Source organism: Amycolatopsis sp. FBCC-B4732 (genome assembly GCF_023008405.1).
Classification (GTDB): domain Bacteria; phylum Actinomycetota; class Actinomycetes; order Mycobacteriales; family Pseudonocardiaceae; genus Amycolatopsis; species Amycolatopsis pretoriensis_A.
This window is the reverse complement of sequence record NZ_CP095376.1, coordinates 269,321-286,805: the sequence shown is the minus strand read 5'-3', so window position 1 is coordinate 286,805 and position 17,485 is coordinate 269,321. Positions and strand designations below refer to the sequence as shown.

General features: G+C 71.9%; 15 protein-coding genes. 8 read left to right on the top strand and 7 right to left on the bottom strand.

Features of this window, described 5'->3' with window-relative positions; all coding sequences use genetic code 11:
- Window positions 1-64 precede the first annotated feature (64 nt).
- Together MUY14_RS00985 and MUY14_RS00980 are read right to left on the bottom strand one after the other, a co-directional pair.
- Window positions 65-1,213 (bottom strand): Gfo/Idh/MocA family protein, encoded by a 1,149-nt coding sequence (locus tag MUY14_RS00985; protein ID WP_247019821.1) that lies wholly within the window; start codon window positions 1,211-1,213, stop codon window positions 65-67.
- A gap of 47 nt (window positions 1,214-1,260) precedes the next feature.
- Window positions 1,261-2,007: a FadR/GntR family transcriptional regulator gene (locus MUY14_RS00980; RefSeq protein ID WP_247019819.1), complete on the bottom strand. Its 747-nt coding sequence runs from the start codon at window positions 2,005-2,007 to the stop codon at window positions 1,261-1,263.
- 72 nt (window positions 2,008-2,079) lie between these two features.
- On the opposite strand from MUY14_RS00980, the gene MUY14_RS00975 reads away from it, so the two are divergent.
- Both MUY14_RS00975 and MUY14_RS00970 read left to right on the top strand, forming a co-directional pair.
- On the top strand, window positions 2,080-3,243 hold the full coding sequence (locus tag MUY14_RS00975; protein WP_247019817.1) for a mandelate racemase/muconate lactonizing enzyme family protein: 1,164 nt from the start codon (window positions 2,080-2,082) through the stop codon (window positions 3,241-3,243).
- Window positions 3,244-3,256: 13 nt separating this feature from the next.
- Window positions 3,257-4,123 (top strand): fumarylacetoacetate hydrolase family protein, encoded by an 867-nt coding sequence (locus MUY14_RS00970; RefSeq protein ID WP_247019815.1) that lies wholly within the window; start codon window positions 3,257-3,259, stop codon window positions 4,121-4,123.
- Window positions 4,124-4,136: 13 nt separating this feature from the next.
- On the opposite strand, the gene MUY14_RS00965 is transcribed toward MUY14_RS00970, so the two are convergent.
- On the bottom strand, window positions 4,137-4,934 hold the full coding sequence (locus MUY14_RS00965) for a tyrosine-protein phosphatase (protein WP_247019814.1): 798 nt from the start codon (window positions 4,932-4,934) through the stop codon (window positions 4,137-4,139).
- Window positions 4,935-5,352: 418 nt separating this feature from the next.
- Here MUY14_RS00965 and MUY14_RS00960 point away from each other — a divergent pair, with 418 nt between their 5' ends.
- A complete protein-coding gene (locus MUY14_RS00960) occupies window positions 5,353-8,487 on the top strand; it encodes a LamG-like jellyroll fold domain-containing protein (protein WP_247019812.1) in 3,135 nt (1,044 codons plus the stop codon).
- Window positions 8,488-8,603: 116 nt separating this feature from the next.
- Entirely contained in the window at window positions 8,604-9,464 is an 861-nt protein-coding gene (locus MUY14_RS00955; RefSeq protein WP_247019810.1) for a hypothetical protein, read from the top strand.
- On the opposite strand, the gene MUY14_RS00950 is transcribed toward MUY14_RS00955, so the two are convergent.
- Window positions 9,465-11,432 carry an ATP-binding protein gene (locus MUY14_RS00950; protein WP_247019808.1) on the bottom strand — a complete coding sequence of 656 codons (1,968 nt, stop codon included), beginning with the start codon at window positions 11,430-11,432 and terminating at the stop codon, window positions 9,465-9,467. It abuts the gene before it with no gap.
- Between the two features lie 121 nt (window positions 11,433-11,553).
- On the opposite strand from MUY14_RS00950, the gene MUY14_RS00945 reads away from it, so the two are divergent.
- The 3 genes from MUY14_RS00945 (at window position 11,554) to MUY14_RS00935 (ending at window position 13,605) form a co-directional block, all read left to right on the top strand.
- Window positions 11,554-12,435: a cyclase family protein gene (locus MUY14_RS00945; protein WP_247019806.1), complete on the top strand. Its 882-nt coding sequence runs from the start codon at window positions 11,554-11,556 to the stop codon at window positions 12,433-12,435.
- A 14-nt stretch (window positions 12,436-12,449) separates the two neighbouring features.
- A complete protein-coding gene (locus tag MUY14_RS00940) occupies window positions 12,450-12,695 on the top strand; it encodes an SRPBCC family protein (RefSeq protein ID WP_247019804.1) in 246 nt (81 codons plus the stop codon).
- An 85-nt stretch (window positions 12,696-12,780) separates the two neighbouring features.
- On the top strand, window positions 12,781-13,605 hold the full coding sequence (locus MUY14_RS00935) for a DUF72 domain-containing protein (protein ID WP_247025556.1): 825 nt from the start codon (window positions 12,781-12,783) through the stop codon (window positions 13,603-13,605).
- 1 nt (window position 13,606) lies between these two features.
- Here MUY14_RS00935 and MUY14_RS00930 read toward each other — a convergent pair whose 3' ends face one another.
- Entirely contained in the window at window positions 13,607-14,113 is a 507-nt protein-coding gene (locus MUY14_RS00930) for a DUF6630 family protein (RefSeq protein ID WP_247019802.1), read from the bottom strand.
- 161 nt (window positions 14,114-14,274) lie between these two features.
- Between MUY14_RS00930 and MUY14_RS00925 the strand changes: the two genes are divergently transcribed.
- Window positions 14,275-15,312: a glycoside hydrolase family 43 protein gene (locus tag MUY14_RS00925; RefSeq protein WP_247019800.1), complete on the top strand. Its 1,038-nt coding sequence runs from the start codon at window positions 14,275-14,277 to the stop codon at window positions 15,310-15,312.
- Between the two features lie 172 nt (window positions 15,313-15,484).
- On the opposite strand, the gene fahA is transcribed toward MUY14_RS00925, so the two are convergent.
- Window positions 15,485-16,654: a fumarylacetoacetase gene (fahA, locus tag MUY14_RS00920; protein WP_247019798.1), complete on the bottom strand. Its 1,170-nt coding sequence runs from the start codon at window positions 16,652-16,654 to the stop codon at window positions 15,485-15,487.
- Entirely contained in the window at window positions 16,651-17,472 is an 822-nt protein-coding gene (locus tag MUY14_RS00915; RefSeq protein WP_247019796.1) for a hypothetical protein, read from the bottom strand. Before MUY14_RS00915 ends, fahA begins: the two co-directional genes overlap by 4 nt.
- Between the last annotated feature and the right edge of the window lie 13 nt (window positions 17,473-17,485).

Sequence of the window (17,485 nt, the reverse complement as noted above, 5' to 3'; positions counted from 1 at the left end):
CTCGTACCGACGGGCGACGTTGCAACCGGCGGGACAGCGCGGCGAGTACCGCGCTGCGGGTCGTTCACGCGGCGAAGGACGCCGTACTGCTGCTGCGTTGTCCTGGCAGCCCGTCGAACAGCCCGGTCGAGCCGCGGGGCCGCCACAGCGGCACCGCGCCCGCGCCGGGCACGGGGTCGAGCGTCAGGGCGGCTGCCTGTTCCGCGGAGTCGAGCGCCCGCTGGACGACCATCGCGTTGGCGACGCTCTGCGCGACGCTGCCGACCGGCCGCAGCCCGAACTGCACGGCGTCGGCGAAGTCGGCGAGTTCCGCGCGGTAGCCGTTGTCGATGCCGCGGAAGACGGTCGTGTGCGTGGTGGCGTCGGGGCTGCTGCGCGTCACACGGCGTTCCGCGTCGGATCCGGCGAGCACGAGCACCCCCTCGGTGCCGTACAGCCGCATGTCGTTGGGTTCGGGCGGCACCGGGATTTCCGGGAAGGACGCGGTGTAGTTGCCGATGGCGCCTCCGGTGAAGACGAGGTTGAGCGTGAGGTCCGACGGTCCGTCGATCGTGCTGTTGGCCGTCTGCACGGCGCCGTGCACGCGGGCGACGTCGCCGCAGAGCAGCCGGATCTGGGCGATGTGGTGCACGCCGAAATCGAGGTGCACCCCACCGCGGTACTGCGGCCGCTGCCGCCACGGCGTGCTGGTGAACCCGCCCGGCCGGGGCACCGACTGCCCGGCGTGCCGCCACGCCATCAGGTGCGGGCGGCCGATCGCGCCGCTGTCGAGCAACGCGCGGGTGTAGCGCAGGTCGTCGCGGTAGAAGTAGTTCTCCCCCACCATGAAGGTGCGGTCCGGGTGCCCGGCCGCCAGCACCAGGAAGTCTTCCGCCTGCCCCGCGTCGACGCCGGTCGGCTTCTCGCAGAACACGTCCTTGCCCGCCGCGAGCGCGTCTCGCGCCACCTCGTACAGGTGCGGGATCGGCACCGAGATGAGCACGGCGTCGACGTCGTCGCGGGCCAGCAACGCGGCCCGGTCGGCGGTGGCGCGGGCCGGATCGGTTCCGCTGTAGGCGGCGAACCTCCGGCCCTGCTCGGCGGAGGAGTCCGTGAACGCGGTGAGCGCGAACCGGTCGGTGAGCGTGCGCAACGCCGGCCAGTGCAGCTTTTCGACCGCGAGCCCGGTGCCGATCAGCCCCAGCCGGATCGGCGGGATAGCCGGTGCCGCCATACCTGTCCGTCCTCGTCATCGGTTCCGGAACTCGGTCGTGCAGTCTGCTAACGCCGCTCGGCGGCCCGCTTGCTTCGCTGTTCCTTCTCCGCGACGAGCGTGGAGAAGTTGTTGCTCAGGTGCTCGCGCATCGCCGCGCGGGCCGCTTCCGGGTCGCGCGCCACGAGGGCCTCGTAGATCTTCGTGTGCTGCGCGGTGGCGCGGCGCAGGCCGGCCGGTGCCTCGTTGGTCAGGCGCCGGCTGGCCGTGCCGAGCCAGCGGGCGGAGTACATGATCCGGTCGAGAATGCGGTTGTCGGCCGCCCGGCAGATCTCCATGTGGAATTCGTGGTCCACCTCGAGGTAGGCCTCGGGATCGGTCTCGAGCGCCGCCATGCGCTCGACCTCGTCCCCGAGCCGGGCCAGCGTCTCGTCGGTGATGCCGGCCGCGGCCATCGCGGCCAGCTCGGGTTCGAGCAGCGCGCGCATCTGGTGCAGTTCCTGCAGCAGCTCGTCGACGATCTCCGTGGGCAGCCACTCGATCAGCAACGGGCTCAGGTAGTCCCACTCCGCGCGGGGGCGCACGACGACCCGGCGGCCCTGTGCGACGTCGACGATGTCGAGCGAAGCGAGGATCTTGAGCGTTTCCCGCGCCACCACGCGAGAAACCCCGAACTCACCGGCGATGTCGAGTTCGGACGGAGCCCGGCCGTCCTCGAACCCGCCGCTGACGATGCGGCGGGTCAGGTGGGCGGCCACCTGCACCGGGAGGGTCCGGACCTTGACAGCGTCCGGAGACTCTTGTCTCCTTTGCATGTCATCAGCTTATCGGACAAGTTGCACTTCACGTTAGCCCGTTCATCTGCATGACCCTGCGGCAGGAGAGCAATGCGGATCGTGAACATCACGACGGCGGTGGTCGCCTACCACGGTGAAGCCACGCTGGTGCGCATCGACACCGACGAGGGCCTCAGCGGGTTCGGCGAGGCCAATCCGGACGCCGGCGCGGGTGCCGTCGTCGGGATGATCGAGTCCCTGACGCCCCTTCTGCTCGGCGAGGACCCGCGCAACGTCGAACGGTGCTGGGAGAAACTGCGCCGCAGCAAGGTGTTCGCGGGCGCCCAGAGCGGGGTGTTCGTGATCGCCCTGTCCGGGATCGAACTCGCGCTGTGGGACCTCGCGGGCAAGGCCGCGGGTCAGCCCGTGTACCGGTTGCTGGGCGGGAAGTTCCGCGACCGCGTCCGCCTCTACGCCGACTGCGGCGACGGCGACGACCCGGCGGGTTCGGTCGCCGGCTGCGTCGACCGGGCCCAGCGGATGGTCGCGGAAGGCTTCACCGCCCTCAAGTTCGACATCGACGACCTGCACCACCCGGCCAAGTTCGACGCTTTCAACCACACCGTCAACGCCGCCGAGCTGCGCTCGATGGTCGAGCGCGTGGCCGCCGTCCGGGAAGCGATCGGCCCGGACGTCGACCTGGCCATCGACCTGCACGCCCGCTACGACGTGCCGAGCGCGTGCCGGATCTCGTGGGAGCTCGAGCCGTTCCACCTGATGTGGCTCGAGGAGCCGCTGCCGGCGGAGAACGTCGACGCGCTGGTGCGGGTGCGCGAACAGACCCGCACGCCGATCTGCGCGGGCGAAAACCTCTACCTGCGCTGGGGATTCCGCGAACTGCTCGAACGCGGCGCCGTGGACTTCATCGAGCCGGACGTCCCGAAGTGCGGCGGCCTGGCCGAGGCGAAGAAGATCGCCAACCTCGCGGAGCTGCACTACGTCCCGTTCGCCCCGCACCTGGTGTCGACGCCGCTGGGCACGATGGCGACTTCGCACCAGTGCGCGGCGATCCCCAACTTCTTCGTCCAGGAGTGGCACGCTCTGGAGGAGCGCGCGGTGTGGGACAGCTACGTCCACGTCCCCGACGGGAGCGGCTCGATCGTCAAGGACGGCTACATCACGCTCCCCGACACGCCCGGCATCGGCGTGGAACTCGACATGGACGGCGTCCGCGCCCACGCGGTCGCGGGCTACGGGGTGTTCGAAACCCGGTGACAGGAGGTCCGGCTTGAGCCACTTGGTGCGATTCTCCGACGGAACCGGCGTCCGCGTCGGCCTGCTCGCCGACGCGGAACTGCGGCCGCTCGCGGTGGCGTCGATGGGTGACCTGCTGCGCCGCTCCGTGGCGGAGATCCGCGAGCTGACCGAGGCCGCCGGCGCACCCGTGGGCGGGGCGCGCCTGCTGCCGCCGCTGGACGGGCGGATGGAGGTGTGGGCCGCCGGCGTGACCTACCAGCGGTCCGAGGAAGCCCGCCGTGAGGAGAGCACCGACGAGGACGTCTACGCGCGGGTGTACCGCGCCCAGCGGCCGGAGCTGTTCTTCAAGTCGGCCGCGTGGCGCGTCGTCACCGACGGCGAACCGATCGCCGTCCGCGCCGATTCCGCCAACAACGTGCCGGAGCCGGAACTCGGTTTGCTGCTGACCAGTACCGGGGAGGTCGCCGGGTACGTGGTCGTCGACGACGTCAGCTCCCGCAGCATCGAAGGCGAGAACCCGCTGTACCTCCCGCAGGCCAAGATCTACACGGGTTCGTGCGCGGTGTCGGCCCGGGTGCGCCCGGCCTGGGAGGTGCCGGACCCGCTGTCGCTCGGGCTCCGCATGCGCATCCGCCGCGACGGCCACGAGGTGTTCGCCGGCGAAGCGAACACCTCGCAGCTCAACCGCGAACCGGCGGGGCTGGTCGAATACCTGTGGCGCGACAACGACTTCCCCGACGGCGCGGTGCTCTCCACGGGCACGTCCGTCGTGCCGGGGCTCGACCTCGGGCTGCGCCCCGGCGACGTGGTCGAGATCGAGATCGACGAGGTCGGCTCCCTGCACTCCCACGTGGTGCTGGGCGCGGAGGAGGTGCGCCGGGCGCTCGCGGCTCGCTGAGTCCGGCCGGGGGTCAGGCCAGCAGGCGGGCCTTCAGCGCGTCGATGGTCGCGTCGTCGAGGCGAAGGCCTTGGCGGGCGTAGGCGTCCATGGATCCGTACAGGTGATCGACCTCGGCGAAAGCCGCGCGCAGCCAGCTCAGCTCGACAGCCTCGGGGTCGCCCAGCTTTTCGTTGCTGAGCAGGAAATCGGCCTCGACAGTCGCGCGCGGCACGCCCAGCAGGCTCAGCAGGATCGCCGTACCCCAGCCGGTGCGGTCCTTGCCCGCCGAACAGTGGAACACGGTGGCGCCGGAACCGTTCGCCGCGATGGCGCGCAGCAGGTCGCCGAACGCGTGGTCCGCGCCGACGAAGTCGACCATGAAGGGGTAGCCGATCGACTGGCCCAGGTTGTCCGATCCGTTGAGCAGCCCGGCCGCGACGGCCTTCACCAGCGTGACGGCGGCGTTGTCGTGGAACCGCAGGCCGTGCGCGAGCGAGACGACGTCGGCCACCTGGTAGCGGGCCCCCGCGGGTACGCGGTCCGGCTCGTCGTGGCGCTCCTGCACGTTGCGCAGGTCGACGTCCAGCGAAACGTTCGCCGCGGTGAGCCGCTGGAGATCCGCGTCGGTGAGGTTGGAGAGCTTGTTGGACCGGTAGACGACGCCGGTGCGGACCGTGCGGCCGTCGGTCGTGGGGTAGCCGCCGATGTCGCGGAAGTTCCTGGCGCCCTCCAGGCTTACCGCGCTGACGACGGCCGATGCCGGGGCTGCTATCCCGCTGACGAGTGTGGTCACCGCCGCGCCGATCACGAGCAGCTTTCGCACGCGCATGTCGCTCCCTCCGCCGAGTGCCGGGACGAACGTGAATGGTTCCCGCGTTCGCCGGGGAGGACAACGGTAAAAGGTGAAGGGTTCGCGGGGAGTTCAGCGAGCGGCCACCGGCTTGAGGGCGGTGGCCGCTCCACGGCGCACCCCGCGCTCCCCTTCGCCCCCACCGGCAGCCGCCGCCGTCAGGACTGCTCGGTGCCGGCCGGCCCACCGCCCGCGATCAGACGAGCGGCCACCGGCAGCCACTCCACCGCGCACCCCCGCGCCCACCGCCGTCAAGCCTGCTCGGTGCCAACCGGCCCACCACCCGTGATCAGACGAGCGGCCGCCCCGGGAGACGGCCTGGACAGGAGTCCGATTTATCTGATTGGATCTCACCAGGAGCGTTTTACAACGTTGTAAAAGTGAAGGGTCCCCGCCGATGAGAAGAGCCGCTTCTGTCCTCCTGGCCCTGCTGGTGGCGCTGGGCGTGGCGTCGGGAACGCCGCCCGCGAGTGCCGCCGAGGCCGTGCACGGCCTGAAGGCCGAGTACTTCACGATGTCGGCGCCGGGTGCGCACGACTTCGCGAACCTGGCCGGCACCGCGCTCGACGGGGAGGTCGACCACCCGGACCTGACCTCGGTCTTCGGGCTGGTCACCGGGCGCACCGAGAACACGACCGCCCGGTGGAGCGGGCAGCTCGCCGTGCCGCAGACCGGGGACTACACCTTCTACGCGATCGGTGACAACGGGTTCCGGCTGTTCATCGACGGCGCGCCGGTGATCGACCACTGGGTCGGCGACTGGGACAAGGAGCAGACCAGCGCTCCGGTCACGCTGGCCGCCGGCACGCAGCACGACTTCAAGCTGGAGATGTTCCAGGACACCGGCGGCGCGAACATGTTCCTGCGCTGGTCCAGCGCGGCCATCGCGAAGCAGATCGTGCCGCTCTCGGCGTTCACGCCGCCGGCCGGCTTCCGGGCCGTGCCGCGCACCGCGGACGTCTCCCAGGACGGCCGCACGCTCACGGCCGACTTCGACGGCCGCGTCTCGGGGACCGGCGACCTGGCGGACCACCTGCGGATCGAGGTCGACGCGACGCCGATGCCGGTCTCGTCCCTCACCGCGAGCCGCAGCCGGGTCACCATCCGGCTGGCCGAGGCGGTCCTGAAGGGCCAGCGGGTCACCCTCTACTACGACGGCGCGGGCGCGCTCGCGGTGGACGGCACGAAGATCGGCAAAGCCGCGCGCATCGTCGCGAACGCGTCGGCCGAACGGCTCAAGACGCCGTGGGGCGAGCACGTCGACACGCGCCACCCGTTGCCGGAGTACCCGCGGCCGCAGCTCGAACGCGACAAGTGGGTCAACCTCAACGGCCCGTGGGAGTTCTCGGCCGCCACAGAGGCCCAGCAGCCGGCGTTCGGCAAGAAGCTGCCCGAGAAGGTGATCGTGCCCTTCCCGATCGAGTCGCAGCTCTCCGGGCTCGAACGGCACGAAGACCACATGTTCTACCGCCGCACGGTCAGCGTCCCGCGCGACTGGAAGATCGGCGGCGGGCAGCGCCTCAAGCTCAACTTCGGCGCGGTCGACTACCAGGCCAAGGTCTGGGTGAACGGCAAGGTCGTCGCCGAGCACACCGGCGGGTACACGGCGTTCAGCGCCGACATCACCGACGCGCTCAAGCGCGGTGACGAGCAGGAGATCGTCGTCGCCGTCACCGACACGACCGGCCCGTACCAGCCCAAGGGCAAGCAGTCCGCCAACCCCGGCGGCATCTTCTACACGCCGTCGTCGGGCATCTGGCAGACGGTGTGGCTGGAACCGGTGGCGGACAAGGGCATCGACGAGATCAAGACGACGCCCGACCTCACGACGAACTCGCTGGCGCTCACCGTCAAGTCCGCGGGCAACGCCACCGTCACGGCGGTCGCCAAGGACGCTCGTGGCCGGCAGGTCGCCGCGGTCACCGGGCCGGCGAACGCGAACCTGAAGATTCCGGTGCCGAACCCGCACCTGTGGACGCCGGACGACCCGTACCTGTACCAGCTGGAGGTCAAGCTGGGGGGCGACAGGGTCAAGAGCTACTTCGGCATGCGGTCCACCGGCATCACGAACGTCAACGGCACGCCCAAGCTGACGCTCAACGGCAAGCCGATCTTCAACCTGATGCAGCTGGACCAGGGCTTCTACCCGGACGGCCTGAACACCGCGCCGAGCGACGAGGCCCTCGTCTTCGACCTGAAGGCGCAGAAGGACCTCGGTTTCAACGCCGTCCGCAAGCACATCAAGGTCGAGCCCGCCCGCTGGTACTACCACGCGGACCAGCTCGGACTGCTGGTGTGGCAGGACTTCGTGTCCGTCGAGGACGGCACCAACCCGGCGGCGCAGCAGGCGTGGCTCAGCCAGGGCCTGGAGGAGATGCACCAGCTGCAGAACTCCCCGTCGGTCTACGCCTGGATCGTGTTCAACGAGGGCTGGGGCGAGTGGGACAAGACCGCGACCGGCCGGATCACCGACCAGGTCAAGGCCACCGACCCGAGCCGGATCGTCAACGCCCACAGCGGGGTGAACTGCTGTGCCTCGAAGGGTGACTCGGGCGCGGGCGACGTCATCGACCACCACGACTACAACAACACCGACCCGGCGGCCTCGGACGGCAAGCGCGTCGCGATGGACGGTGAGCACGGCGGCTTCACGCTGCGCACGCCGGGTCACCAGTGGCCCGGTGCGCCGATCGCGATCTACAGCGGGGTGGCGGACAAGGCGGCGCTGACGGCGAAGTACGTCGACAACACCCGCACGTTCTACCTCGGGCAGGCTCGGGCCGAGCTGTCGGCGTCGGTGTACACGCAGGTCACCGACCTGGAAGGCGAGCTCAACGGGCTCTGGACCTACGACCGCAAACGCATCAAGGTCGACCCGGGTCCGGTCCGCGAGATCAACCGGCGGGTGATCGAAGCCGGTGCCGGCGCCGGCAAGCCCTACCCGTACGCGGGGAAGGGCTCGTGGAACCTCGACGAGCGAGGCGGAACGACCGCGAAGGACTCGAGCGGTGGCAAGAACCCGCTGACGCTCACCCCGACCGGGGCGGCCTTCAAGGACGGCGCGCTGCAGTTCAGCGGCGGCTCGGCCGACACCTACGGCCCGGTCGTCGACACGACCGGCGACTACACCGTGTCCGCGAAGGTGCGGCTCGACCAGCTGCCCGGCAACTACGCGACCGCGGTGAGCCAGGACGGCCGGGACCGGGAAAGCCCGTTCTACCTGCAGTACGGGCAGGGCGCGTTCGCGTTCAGCACGCCCGGCGGCAACCGGGCCCGGTACGAGGTCGTGCCGGAGACCGGCCGCTGGTACGAGCTGACGGGCGTCCGGGCCGGCACCGAGATCCGGCTCTACGTGGACGGCGTGAAGGTCGCGACCGCCCCGGCCGGACCGGCGTTGGTCAGCACCGGCGCGTTCACGGTCGGCCGGGCCAAGTACGACGGCCGCAACGTCGACTTCTGGCCCGGCGCGGTCGACGACGTCCGCGTGGTCGGCAAGGCGCTGACGGACACGGAGGTCGCCCAGGTCTCCTGACCTTCACCCTGCGACGCGGGTGCCGCACCCCGGCACCCGCGTCGCCGCGTGCCCGAAACCCGGGTTCGGTAGCGCCCGGCCCGGGGGAGGCTGGGCCCCGCCGAACGGAGGTGGGCGTGGTGAACACGGTGGATCCGGCGCGGGCCCGGCGAGAGCGTCTTGAGCGGTGGCACGAGAACCCTTGGCTGCTCGCCGGGATCGCGGTGGCGTCGGTGACCACGCCGGCCCTGGGTGTCCTGGCCGGGCTGGGCTTCGGCGGGATCCTCGAGCAGTTCCGGACGACGGCGATCGACAGCGTCTTCGACGACCGCGGGGACGGAGACCCGCCTTACGTCGTCATGTGGGGCACCTTCGGCCTGCTCGGCTGCCTCCTCGCGGCGACGCTGGCCGGTGCCGCCGCGCGGCGCTACCGGGCACGCCCGTCGGGGCCGGTGTTCCCGGCGGTCCTGGCACTGGGCGGAAGCACTGTGGGCGTTGCGGTTTCGGCCCGGGACTGGCTTCCGCCGCTCGCCGTCGGCACCGCGGTCGATCCGGTCTTCCACCACGACGAACCCTGGGGGTTCTGGGCGTGGGTGTGCTACTACGCCGACTGGTGGGCGCCCGCGCTGCTGCTCGGGCTGACGCTGCTCACGCTGGGATGGGCCGTGGCGGACGGCCGCCGGCAGACCCGGCTGGCCGCGACCCGCGACCGGTTGCTGGCCCACGGCTGCCGGGTGCCCGCGGCCGTGGTCGACGTCAAGCTCCGCCTCGCGGGCGACGAGTCGGGCACCCGGATCGTCGGCTCGACGGTGACGGTGTCCTACACCGACCCGGCCGGCGTCCGCCGCTGGGCGACCCGCCGCAGCCGCGAGACCGAACTGGCTGTCGGGCCCGGCGGCGCGGAGGTCCTCTTCGACCCGGCCCGCTCCGCGGACGAGAAGGCGGTCTTCGTCGCCCTCCGCCGCCACCCGGCCCTCGCCGACTGGCTGCCGGCTTGATCAGCCGGTTTCGCGGGCCCACAGCAGTTCGGTCAGCTGCGCGACCGCCTTGTCGCGGTGCCGCCGGTAGGTGTTGAACGACAGGTGCAGGGAGTTCGCCACGCGCTCCTGGACGCCGATCGGGCGCAGGAACGTGCGCTCGATCAGCACGCCGAGATCCGGCTTCAGCGTGGCGGCCGTTTCGTCGAGCACGTCCCGCAGGATCTCGGCCGGGGTGCGGCCGGCTCGTTCGTGCTGCCGGACCAGCCGTGACCGCAGCAGCGGGTTCGAGCGCAGGAGTTCCGGCGTGTGCAGGGTGCGCAGGGCGGAGCGGACGGCGTCGGTGAACTCCGGCTCGGACAGCACCGGCTCGTCGAGGTCCTGCCCGGCTGGGCGCGCCGGCGCGCCCAGCCGGCGGGTGTGCAGCAGGTCCGTGTACGTCGTGATGCCGGTCCGGCGCCAGTCGTGCGCGAACACCGGGAACCGCGCGCCGCCGACTTCGTAACCGGCTTCGGTGGCCGCCCAGAAGTCGAGGGATTCCATCGCGGGTGCCCACAGTTCCCCGTCGCCGAACGCGCCGACGAAGCTCCACGCCGTGCCGGCGCCGACCAGGAGGATGTCCAGCATCTGCCACGCGACGAACAGCGTCAGCGACGGGGACGGGCGCTGTCCGTGGTCGCGGTCGAGGAAGAACCGCCAGGCGCGGACCCGTTCCCCGGCGCGTGGCGGCCCGAACTTCGCGGCGTAGCCCCACATCGCGTCGGTACCCGGGTCGACGCCGAGGTCGGCCTCGGTCAGGTCCAGGCAGGCGCCGTAACCGCGCGGCTCGCCGGTCTCGGTGCGGAAGACCCGGAAGTCCCCGGGCCGGCGCCGCAGCCAATGCGCCACCAGCTCGGCTTGCGCGCTCCCCTGCCACTCGGCGGTCATGGCGACGATCGGCGACCGGTCGCCGTCGCGCAGCCCGTCGGCGTGCGCCCCCATCGTCGGCGGCAGCGACGCCAGCGCCGCGAACGGGGAACGGGCACCGTTCAGCACGACGGTCAGCACGACCAGGTCCAGCCGCTCCCGCTCGTCCGCCGTCGCCCGGACCTGGTCGTGGAACACGGCGAGCTTCCGGCGGTACAGGTCGGCGTAGCGGCTGGGATCGCGCCAGCGCAGGTCCGCGGTGATGGCGTCGCGGACCACGTCGTGGGGGTAGAGCCCGTACGGGGACTCGTCGACGAACGCCTGCGTGCGCAGCCAGGCGAACAACTCGCCGGCGTCACCGCCGACCATCGAGCGCAGCAGGTCCTCGGTCGTGACGAGCAGTAGCGCGCACACTTCCAGCGCCGTGCGGTGCCGGGCGCTCGGCACCTCGTCGAGCATCTGCGCCAGCAACGGGCCCACGACGTCGGGCAGGTCCGACAGCGTCCGCGGCGCGGCACCGCGGCGTACGGCGTCCACCATCAGCGACAGGGTGAGCGGGTGGCCGCGGCTGATCTTCAGCAACCGGTCGTGCGTCTCGCCGGGAACGTCCTGGGTGGTCAGGTACGCGCTTCCCTCCTCGGCCGAGAGGTTGCCGAGCGCGACGACCCTCGTCAGCGTCCGCCAGGCCGGGTCCGCGCGCCACCGCGGCCCCGGAGAGCGCCGCCCGGCGATCACCACCAGGCAGGACGCCGGGAGGGACGGCAGGTACTGCTCGCGGACCCAGTCGTCGACCGGCTCCAGCAGTTCGTACGTGTCGATCAGCAGCACGTCGCCGGCCGGGGCGGGCAGGGCTGCCCGGCCGAGGGCCAGGTGCCGGGCGTCGACCCGGACCGGCTCGAAGCCCTTCTCGGCCGCCACGTCGGCGAAGACGTCGAGCAACGCGCTCTTGCCCACCCCGCCGACCCCGTGCACGAAGAGCACGCCGGGCGCGCCCAGCGCGTCGCGGAACAGGGCGACCTCCTCGTCCCGCCCCGTGAAAGCCCGCCGCTGCAGCTCCCGCACGGTCCGGCCGAGTGATGTCATGCACCCGACTGTATCCATCGCCGCCGACCGGAGTGGGCACCGAACGGGCAGCGGCTGGGCTGGTGGCCGCGGGCCCGCTCGGTGACGATCTTGGCGTTGTTCCCGAGCGAAGGAAGCAGTCATGGTTCAGAACCCCGAAGAGTTCCCCAGCAACTGGGGACGCTGGGGTGCCACCGATCAGCTCGGCACCGTCAACCTGATCACCGCCGAGGCCCGCGCGCGCGGCGTTGCCCAGGCGCGCAAGGGATTGACGGTGTCGCTGGCGCGCAAGACCCCGACCGCACCGCTGATGGGCGGGCCGATGGCCGCGCTGCGGGCGGACACCACCGGCGTGCAGACCATCATGTCGTTCACCGGCTCGCCGCCGCTGGCGATGGCCGAGCTGATGCTGGTCACGACGCACCACCCCGAGGTGACGCACCTGGATGCGTTGTCGCACATGGTCGTGGACGGGCAGGTCTACCCCGGGATCGCGCAGGCGGAGAGCTCCGGGCCCGCGGGCGTGACCCACTGCGCGGCGGACGTGTTCGCCGACGGGATCGTGACCCGCGGCGTGCTGCTCGACCTGGCCCCGGACGGCAAGCTGCCCGACGGCCACGCGGTCACGGCCGACGACCTGGACGCGGCGGCGGCGCGGGCGGACGTCGTGGTGGAGCCGGGTGACGCGCTCGTCGTGCGCGCGGGCTGGGACCGGGTCCCCGACCACGGCCGGGCGCTGCCGGGAATGACTTCCGGGGCCGTCCGGTGGATGCACGACCACGGGATCGCCGTCTACGCCGGGGACATCGGCGACGCGTCGCCGCCGGTGCAGGACGACTTCCCCGGCGCCCTGCACCGGCTGGGCCTCGCCCGCCTCGGGTTGGTGCTGATCGACGGCGCCCGCGGCGAGGAACTCGCGGCGGTCTGCCGGGAGCAGGGCCGTTGCACATTCCTTTTCGTGGCCGCGGTTCCGCGCATCCTTGGCACCACCGGGCTGCCGGTGAACCCGCTGGCCATCTTCTGAGCGAAATCGCGCCGGTGATCAGCCGGGCGAGCGTGCTCATCAAGGCGCCGCCGGCGGAAATCCGGCGCCTGCACACGGATATCGACCGCTGGCAGCGCTGGATCCCGGAAATCACCCCCGCCCACAAGGGAACATCGGGACCGCTGCGGCCGGGCCCGGTGTTTTCCTGGTCGCCGCAGAACATGCACGTCGAGTCGACGGTCACGGCCGTGAAGCCGGCCCGCTGCACCGCGGAGAAGCGGGGAGCACGGACTCGCTGACGCGCCGGGGCGGTACCATCCGACCACGGCAAGGGGTCTTCGACGGGAGCTGACGCGGGTGGCACGTCTGCACGTCGGCTGCGCGATGTGGACGCACAAGGCGTGGCCGGGGCGGTTCCTGGCGCCGTCGCTGCCGGCCAAGGAGCGCCTGCGCGCCTACGCCGGCTGGTGCACCGCGGTCGAAGGCAACACGACGTTCTACGCGACGCCGGCCCGCGGCACCGTCGAGACGTGGGCGGAGCAGACCGGCCCCGGCTTCCGGTTCGTGGTCAAGGTGCCCAAGGTCGTCACGCACGAGCGCCGGTTCACCGGGGTCGAGACCGAGATGCGGGCGTTCCTGGACGCGATCGAACCCCTGGGTGAGCGGGCGGTCCTGTGGACCCAGCTGCCCGGCTCGTTCGGCCCCGCGGACGTCGACGCCCTCGCCCGTTTCCTGCGCCGCCTCCCCGCCAATCTCCGGCGCGCGGTGGAGGTGCGCCACCCCGAGTTCTTCACCGACCCGCGCTCGACGTCGCTGCTGGAGGGGACGCTCGCCGGCGCGGAGGCCGAGTGGGTGCCGTTCGACACCACCGTCTTCTTCGCGAGCCCGCCGATCAGCGAGGCCGAGCAGGAGGCGTGGGGCAAGAAACCGCGGCTACCGCGGCGAACGCGGGCCCTGACCGACCAGCCGGTGGTCCGCTACCTGGGCCGGGACTCGGTGGAGGAGACGGTCGCGGGCTGGCAGCCGTGGACCGAGGTGGTCGCCGGCTGGCTGCGCGAGGACCGGACACCGACGGTCTTCGTGCACACCCCGGACAACGACGAGGCCCCGGCACTGGCCCGCCGCTTCCACGACGACGTACGGGCGCTGGTGCCGGATCTCGAGGCGCTTCCGGAGCCGGAACCGATCGAGCCGGCGACGTTGTTCTGAGCTATCCGCCCAGCACCTCCGCCGTGAAGCCCGCTGCCGTAGCGGAAGTCGTCAGCGTCTCCGCGTCGGTCGCCGGCAGGAGGACGAGCGGGTAGCAGTCCGACTCGATGTCCAGGACCGCGAGCGCCGTTCCCGTCTCGCGCAGCCGGTTCCCCGCCGTCTCGAGGAAGTCGTACGTCGGGAGTTCGCTCGCCGCCAGAGACGTCCACAGCTCATCGGCCGGTGGGGCCGAGCGCAGGGCACGCAGCTGGGCGGTGATCTCGTCGGCGGCTTCCTTCCAGTCGACCTCGGCGAGCAGGCCGTGGTCGGCGAGGGCGTCGACCAGGGCGATCCACGGGAGGCCGTCGAAGGGCTCGTCGATGCCGCGGTCGTCGAGGCGGTCGGCGTGCTCCCGCACGTACGCGGCGGGGTCGTCGAGGGCGGCCGCCGCCCGGGCGGGGACCTCGGGGGTGTCCGGGGCCAGGAGCGTGGCCACGGCCACCAGTGCGTCGCGAGCCGGCGTGGTCATCGGGGTCCTCCGTGGGGCGAGGGGCGGGCGGGACCATGATCTCAGCTCACCGGTTCAGACCAATCTGGTGCCACCTTGATCGAGCAAGCTCTACCGGACGCGGCCGGTCGCGGGTGATCCTTCAGTTCCCCCGTCTGGATCGACCGAGGGATGTGGTCGCCGTGTTCCGCCGCCTCGTTCTCGTTTTCGCCCTCCTCGCCGCCGCGACCACCGGGACCGCGGAGGCCGGGCAGACCGCTCTGCGCGCGGCCGATCCCAGCGTGCTGCGGGTCGGGTCCACCTACGTCGCCGTCCAGTCGTCCGGGGGCGGGATCGTGGTGCGGCAGGCCGCGTCCACCGACGGGCTGGCGAGCGCGCCCGCGCGGCGGATCTGGTCGGACAGCCGCGGCCTCGGCGAGGTGTGGGCTCCGGAGATCGTCACCGACGGCGGCCGGTTCTACGTCTACTTCACGGCCGGAACCGGGGCGGCGCACCGGATGTACGTGATCAGCTCGGCCGTCGCCGACAGCGGCTACACGGCGGAAACGCAGCTCGCGCTCCCCGACGGCAAGTGGGCGATCGACGGCACGATGTTCACCTTCGGCGGCCAGCGGTGGTTCGTCTGGTCGGGCTGGGCCGGCGACACGAACGTCGAGCAGAACCTGTACATCGCCCGCATGAGCACCCCGACGACGCCGTCCGGCGCGCGGTACGTGATCTCGCAGCCGCGGGAGAGCTGGGAGCGGGTCGTCGGGAACCCGTACATCAACGAGGCCCCCGAGGCGATCAAGGACCCGAACGGGCAGCTGCACATCGTCTATTCGGCCAACGGGAGCTGGAGCGACCAGTACTGCATCGCGGAGCTGCGCCTGCGCGCCGGCGGCGACCCGACGTACGTGTGGGACTGGTACAAGTCCAACGGCTGCCTGTTCGGCTCGAACCGGGCCACGATGATGGCGGGCTGGGACCCGACGTTGTACGTCAACGGGCCCGGCCACAACAGCTTCGTCCTGCTGAACGGCGATATCGCGACGAGCCCGCCTGCGGGGCCCAAGTTCCCGTTGATGTACCACGCGGTCGCCAAGGGGACGCCGTATTCGTGGGCGAACCGGTACTGGTACACGGGAACGTTCTGCTGGTGGGGGTCGACGACCTACCGGCGGGCGAACGTCCCGGGCGCGAACACCGACACGGGGTGGAGCCTGAAGTTCTTCGAATGAGCCGGGCCCATTCGGGGGTGACTTGGCTGGGAGACGCCCCTGGCGCCCGATCGTCGAGGGGGTGAGCTGGATCGGCGCGTTGGCCGTCGCCGTAATGGTGGTCCCGCTGGCGCCGCTGGGAGCGCGGGGCGAGTGCTGCTGCCCCAGGGCCGGATGGCCGAAGCCCGCTGACTCACTCCCCCGCCGGGAGGATGCGGCCGCGCACCTCGCCGAACGCGATGCGCGTGCCGTCCGCTCCCGGGGCCGTTGCCGTGATCACCACTTCGTCGCCGTCCTGCAGGAACGACCGCTGCTCGCCCTTCACCGTCAAAGGTTCCGCGCCGCCCCAGCTCAGTTCCAGGAACGCCCCTCGCTGGTGCTTCTCCGGGCCGGAAATCGTGCCCGAGCCGTACAGGTCACCCGTGCGGGACGACGCGCCGTTCACCGTCAGGTGGGCCAGCATCTGGGCCGGTGACCAGTACATCTCGCGGTACGGCGGGCGGCTGACCTCCTCGCCGTTCCACTCCACCACCAGCTCGACGTCCAAGCCCCACGGCGAGCTCTCCCGCAGGTACGGCAGCGGCTCCGGGTCCTGGCCCGGCAAGGGCACGCGCGCGGCTTCCAGGGCCAGCAGCGGGACCACCCACGCCGAAATCGAAGTCGCGAAGCTCTTGCCGAGGTTCGGGCCCAGCGGGACGTACTCCCACGCCTGGATGTCCCGCGCGGACCAGTCGTTGAGCAGCACCGCGCCGAACACGTGGCGGGGGAAGTCGTCCGGGGAGATCGGGGTGTTCAACGGCGTTCCCGTGCCCACCACGAAACCCAGTTCCGCCTCGATGTCCAGGCGGGTGCTGGGTCCGAAGACCGGCGCCGGGTCGGCCTTGCGCTGGCCGCTGGGGCGGACGATGTCCGTGCCCGAGACCAGGACCGTGCCCGCGCGGCCGTGGTAGCCGACCGGGAGGTGCTTCCAGTTGGGCAGCAACGGTTCCGCGTCCGGGCGGAACAGGCGGCCGACGTTCGACGCGTGGTGCTCCGACGCGTAGAAGTCGACGTAGTCCGCGACCTCGATCGGCAGGTGCATCGTGACGTCGGCGAGCGCGTGCACGGCGTCGTCCGGGACCTCGCCGGTCACCAGTGACGTCAGCTGCGCGCGGACCGCCACCCAGCGGTCGTGGCCCTGCGCCATGAACGGGTTCAGCGTCGGCGCGTCGAACACGTCGTCGCCCAGTGCACGGGCCAGGTCGAGCACGGAGTCGCCCACACGGACGCCGACGCGCGGGGTGCCGCCGGCGGGCGAGAACACGCCGTACGGGAGGTTGCCGGTCCCGAAGGGGGAATCCGCCGGGATCGCGATCGTGGTCATGCCTCTCCTCGGGGCAGCAGGCCGAGCTCGGCCAGTTCGGTCAGGGGGTCGGTGATGCTGCACGTGCCGAACGACGTGAACCGCGCGCGGACGCCGGCGGGCAGGTCGCGCACCAGCGCGGCGACCGCCCGGCCGTCACGCTCGGCGAGGCGGGCTTCGGCGTGGTCCGGGTCGGCGGACGCGAGCAGCAGGTTGAGGAAGCCGTGCTGCTCGAAGCCGGTTTCCGGGTCCGTGTTGCGCAGCGCGTGGTGCAGGCCGGCCGTCGCTTTGAACGGGACGCCAGCGTCGACGGCGGCCCGGATCGCCGCCGCCAGTTCGGCGTCGCCGGGGTAGAGCTCGGCGCGGACGCCGCCGGTCCGGAACTTCGCCCGGTGGCCCGTGCCCGCGAGCGCCCGCAGCAGCGGCACGCGCCGGTCGTCGCGCGGGATCTCGACATACACCGGCGCGGTCGCGGCGGACACCGCGTCGAGCACCTCGGCCGGGCCCATACCGTCCGGCACCGCGATCTCGAGGGCCTGCAGGTCGACGGGCAGCGCGGGGACGGCGGCCAGCACGCCGGGCAGCTGCGCCGGGCCGCCGGGCAGCGTCACCGCGAGCGGCAACGGCGTCTCGCGGGCGCCGAGCACGCCGGCCAGCTCGCCGAGCGCCGGGGCGGCGACCACCAGCGGGCCGACCAGGTCGGCGTACCAGGCCGTCGAGTACCCGTCGTGCGCGACGACGGCGTCCGGCAGCGGCGCCAGGCCGGGCGGGAACACCGCGGCGTCGTCGCACAAGCCGGTGAACAGCGCGGGGATCACGGTGGGCGCCTCCTCAGCCAACTTGGTTCACACC